The sequence below is a fragment of the Vibrio sp. M260118 genome, from assembly GCF_036533755.1.
Lineage (GTDB): Bacteria > Pseudomonadota > Gammaproteobacteria > Enterobacterales > Vibrionaceae > Vibrio.
The window spans coordinates 1-4,460 of record NZ_JATABG010000300.1 but is presented as its reverse complement, the minus strand read 5'-3'; the positions used below and the strand labels follow the sequence as shown (position 1 = coordinate 4,460).

General features: G+C 44.8%; 7 protein-coding genes. All 7 read right to left on the bottom strand.

Translation table 11 applies throughout. The annotated features are described in order from the left end of the window. On the bottom strand, positions 1–556 hold a 556-nt coding region (gene ccmB / locus QTO00_RS15380), incomplete at its 3' end, for a heme exporter protein CcmB (protein WP_331425568.1). Positions 557–558: 2 nt separating this feature from the next. After that, the gene (gene ccmA, locus QTO00_RS15375) at positions 559–1,179 is read right to left on the bottom strand and encodes a cytochrome c biogenesis heme-transporting ATPase CcmA (RefSeq protein WP_331425567.1); all 621 of its coding nucleotides are present in this window, start codon (positions 1,177–1,179) and stop codon (positions 559–561) included. A gap of 248 nt (positions 1,180–1,427) precedes the next feature. Next, positions 1,428–1,922 carry a DUF2802 domain-containing protein gene (locus QTO00_RS15370; RefSeq protein WP_331425566.1) on the bottom strand — a complete coding sequence of 165 codons (495 nt, stop codon included), beginning with the start codon at positions 1,920–1,922 and terminating at the stop codon, positions 1,428–1,430. Beyond that, on the bottom strand, positions 1,922–2,416 hold the full coding sequence (locus tag QTO00_RS15365) for a chemotaxis protein CheW (protein WP_006959436.1): 495 nt from the start codon (positions 2,414–2,416) through the stop codon (positions 1,922–1,924). The genes QTO00_RS15370 and QTO00_RS15365 overlap by 1 nt, the downstream gene beginning before the upstream one ends. Positions 2,417–2,453: 37 nt before the next feature. Next, entirely contained in the window at positions 2,454–3,491 is a 1,038-nt protein-coding gene (locus QTO00_RS15360) for a chemotaxis protein CheW (protein WP_331425565.1), read from the bottom strand. After that, positions 3,484–4,260, bottom strand: coding sequence for a ParA family protein (locus tag QTO00_RS15355; protein ID WP_331425564.1), 777 nt, complete (start codon positions 4,258–4,260; stop codon positions 3,484–3,486). The genes QTO00_RS15360 and QTO00_RS15355 overlap by 8 nt, the downstream gene beginning before the upstream one ends. A gap of 9 nt (positions 4,261–4,269) precedes the next feature. Continuing rightward, the coding region (locus QTO00_RS15350) for a chemotaxis protein CheB (protein WP_331425563.1) at positions 4,270–4,460 on the bottom strand (191 nt) is incomplete at its 5' end.

Here is a 4,460-nt window from a genome sequence, read left to right as displayed (position 1 = left end):
AGGCGGCATCAATCGCTGATGTCGCAAAAATCAATATCGGAATATAGAGCGGCAGTACCAGCAAGCTAAGCAGCACGCCACCCTTTTGTAATCCGACCGTTAAAGCCACGCCAATAGCGCCGATAAAACTCAAGGTTGGCGTCCCGACTAAAAGTGTCAAAACTACCGCTAGCCAAGTATTGAAATCTAATGAAAGCAAGATCGACAGTAACGGGCTAATCAAAATTAACGGCAGGCCTGTCAATAACCAGTGAGCAATCACTTTGGAGATCACCACTATGGGCAAAGGCACAGGCATTAGCATCATTTGCTCTAGTGCGCCGTCTTGAAAATCATCACGGAACAAACGTTCGAGGGAAAGAAGCGCGGAAAGCAGTGCCGCAACCCAAACAATGCCCGCTGCAATGCGGGCTAACAAGTTTGGTTCTGGGCCAATACTCAATGGGAACAGGGTGATGACAATAATAAAGAACCACAGAGGGTTAAAAATGTCCGCTTGGCGTCGAAAAGCAATCAGCAGTTCACGTCTTATAATGCTGTTTATAGTGCCGAACATGACTAAATCCCTAATTTTATTTTTCTAAGTTTTGGGTTATCGGCAAACATATCTTGGTGTGTGGTGAGCATAACAATTCCACCATTTTCCGCATGTTGCAAAAATAGCGATTCCAATACCTTAACACCCTGCTTATCAATCGCAGTCAAAGGTTCATCAAGAATCCAAAGTTTGTGATTACTTAACCACAAACGAGCCAAAGCAACGCGACGCTGCTGGCCCGCAGACAACTGTGCAACAGGAACATCTTCTCGACCAGCAAGGCCAACCTTAGTCAGCGCATTATAGATGGCCTGCTTATCAACGAGCTTTTTCGAATGAATGCTTAAATAGAACCTAAGGTTCTCGTAGGCAGTAAGCTCGCGCTTTACCCCAGTCTGATGACCTAAGAAAAGCAAATCTTGGTGGAAAGCGTCTCGGTTTGACTCGATGTTCTCTTTGTTCCAATAAATTTCGCCGTTATCGCGATCACCTAAGCCAGTAATAATACGCAGCAGTGTGGTTTTCCCGGTGCCGTTTCGACCTTCTACCTGAACGAGTTCTCCAGAATCTACACTAAAAGAAAGGGTTTCAAAGAGAATTCTTTCATCTCTAATTGCTGTCAGTTGAGATACTTCTAACATTGGCCGTCACTAGGGTCTGTTAACCTTTTTCGGTTAAACTTTATTCTAGACAAGAGGGCCATCAGACCCAGGGTATTCTTCGAGCTAATATCTTACCACAGCCAATTCAGCACAAAATAGAATTAGACCTATACGAATCACGAAACTACGTAAGAATCTGTTAATATTCAAACATAAATCTTATTAACTACCACTAAATGGTTACATTTGAAAATAAAAAAAGTGTCCAAAGACACTTTTTATGCAACCTACCTTTTAGCGCTTCGTTTTCTGCCAGCAAATTTTTGCTGTTGAGGACGAGTTTCTAGAGGAGGGACTTTCTCTTTACCTGAGATTTTGTTCTGCAAAGACATCATCAATTCAGCTTCTGCTTTTGGCAACTCACACTCTTCGATGAGTTCATTAACGTCAGCGCCGAGCTGGACCATTTTACTTGCCCGTGAATACAGACGGCCATCACTATCAGCTTGCTCTAATTCGGTTATACGCTCATTAAAATGCTGAATAATGTCTTGTTGTTCGCTGACCTTTTGGCCTAGCCCAACAACCACTGAGCGTACTTCGAGCAATTGCTTATTCGCTTTTTGTAGCTCTTTATCGAGATGACGATTTTGTTGGCGTAGATGTTCTGCAGAACGTGTTTGCGCTCGCTTCAATCTGAAGAGCGATAAACAAACAAACAAAAAAACTAACGCGATTGCTCCAGCAATCACTGGAGCACTGGTCATCCAACTAGTGTCCATTACAGGTGAGCCATCTCATCCCATTCTTCGTCAGTAAGAAGCTTGTTAAGATCAACTAGGATAAGCAGTTTGCCATCGCGGTTGCTAACACCTTGGATAAACTTAGCACTTTCATCAGTACCAACACTTGGTGTTGTATCGATTTCAGAAGAACGTAGGTAAACAACTTCAGCAACGCTGTCGACTAGAATGCCGATTACTTGATGCTCAGACTCAATCACGATGATACGAGTGTTATCTGTGATTTCACCTTCCATCAAACCGAAACGTGAACGAGTATCGATAACCGTTACAACGTTACCACGCAGGTTGATAATACCTAGTACATAATCTGGTGCACCCGGTACTGGAGCAATTTCAGTGTAACGAAGAACTTCACGAACCTGCATTACATTAATGCCGTACGTCTCTTCTTCTAGTTGGAACGTCACCCACTGAAGCACTTCGTCGTTCGATTGATCTTTACGTACTTCTACTTCATTTGTTTGAGACATACCTTATCCTCTCTAAGCCTAAATTGGCACAAATGTTCTAATTATCTAATGCTTTAACATCAAGTCCTGCATTAAGCATAGCTATCAATGCTTCAACATGTATCAAAGCACACATTTTTTCTTTAACCATACCGGCAAGCCACGGGCGTTTTCCCGCAGTTTCGCGCCAGCGAACCATTTCTGGATTTAATGATTCAGTACCCATAAGTTGCGTTGCGGCTAGGCCCCACAAGCTTTCACCTAGCATCACTATGTACTCATATTGCTCCTGATGACTATCATCTTTGAGCTTCTCCGGCATTACCCACTTAGCGGTGTCAACGACATCAAGCTGAGCTTCACGGCTAGTTTGCAGTCCTAGATACCAGTCGGGCCTTCCAATAAGATGATTCATCTCGGCCGTGCGATGTATGCCGCCCAGTTCATCGAGCGGAACAGCAAACGTAACGCCATTGACATCGAAATAGAGCACCTGAAAATCGATATCACGTTGTGTTGATTGCCAAGTGCCAATATCACTACCACTGGTTTGAGTCTCAAGGCTTGGCTCAACCTCTACATCAAGCGTGGTCTCAACTTCGATTTCTGGCTCCGATACTACTGGCTCAGCGACCACTTGTTCAACAACGGGCTCAGATTGAACGATTTGCTCTTCAAGTTTCGGCTCTTCTACCGCCACTTCAGGCTCATCAATCACCCACTCTTGTATCTCTTCTACGGCAGGCTCAACCTGAACTTGAGCAATACTTACCGTATTTTGCGCCATTACCTCTTCGAGCTCTAATTCTGCAACCGGATTGGTGCTTTCTAGCTGTTCTAATAAGCGTTCAACATCTTCGAGGTTAGGAACTTCTACCATCTCCTCAGTAGGACGCTGGTAGTAACTTTTCTCTTCTACCGACTGAACCAACGGCTGTAAGCTATATTCTTCGGCATCCGCGTCAGCGACCGCTTCGACTTCTTTGAGTGGCGCAGGCTCAGCTTGGTAGACTTCCTCATCGAGCGACTCTTCAAGAAGTGCGGAAAAGTAATCGTCTAATGCCTGTTCACTTGAGAGCAAAGAGTGACTAGTCATCGATGGCTAACCTCTCGAGATAAAGCAGCAATTGCTTGTAGGCAAACACGCCGCGACTGCCCGATGCAAAATGAGAAACTGGCAAATGTTTCAAGCTCGCATCTCTGAACTTGGTATCAATTGGCACCGCTGATGACCACACTTGCTGAGGGTAATCTTTTTTCAGCTGCTGAAGTGTCTGCAATGACGCTCGTGTACGTTTATCGTACATTGTTGGCACAATCGTGACATTAAATGACTTATTACGTGATTTTTGCATAATCGCCAAAGTTCGAATCATGCGCTCAAGCCCTTTCATTGCCAAGAACTCGGTTTGCACTGGAATCAAGATTCGATCACTTGCCGCAAGTGCGTTGACCATCATTACACCAAGTATCGGTGGGCAATCAATCAACACATAATCATAATGAGCCTTCAATGCCATCAAAGCACGTTTAAGTATAAGCCCCATCCCGCTGCGGTTACCCATTACTCTGTCGAGTGTAGCCAGAGACATATGAGCAGGAATGATATCAATACCTTCGATATCCGACTGCATGACCAATGGCCTGACTGTCTGTTCGGTATACTCTTTGAGTTGAAATAGATCGAATAGACTTGATGGTACATTATCTGAGTCGTAACCTAGGTACGTCGTCAATGAAGCGTGAGGGTCAGTATCGACCAACAAGACACGCTTTCCTTGTTTACTCAGCAAACCAGCCAAAGTGATGGTCGTTGTAGTCTTACCCACGCCGCCTTTCTGATTCGCTATACTCCAAACAATCATCGATAACCTCTATGCTAGGCCGACTTCGACTAACATACGCTCAGCAATTCTATCTAGCGGCAGGTCTTCACTAGAGATCCCCGCTTTTGCAACTGCTTGTGGCATGCCGTAAACAACACAGCTCTCTTCGTCTTGAGCCCAAATGGTCGAACCCGCAGTTTTCAGCATACGAGATCCTTCGCGGCCATCTGCGCCCATAC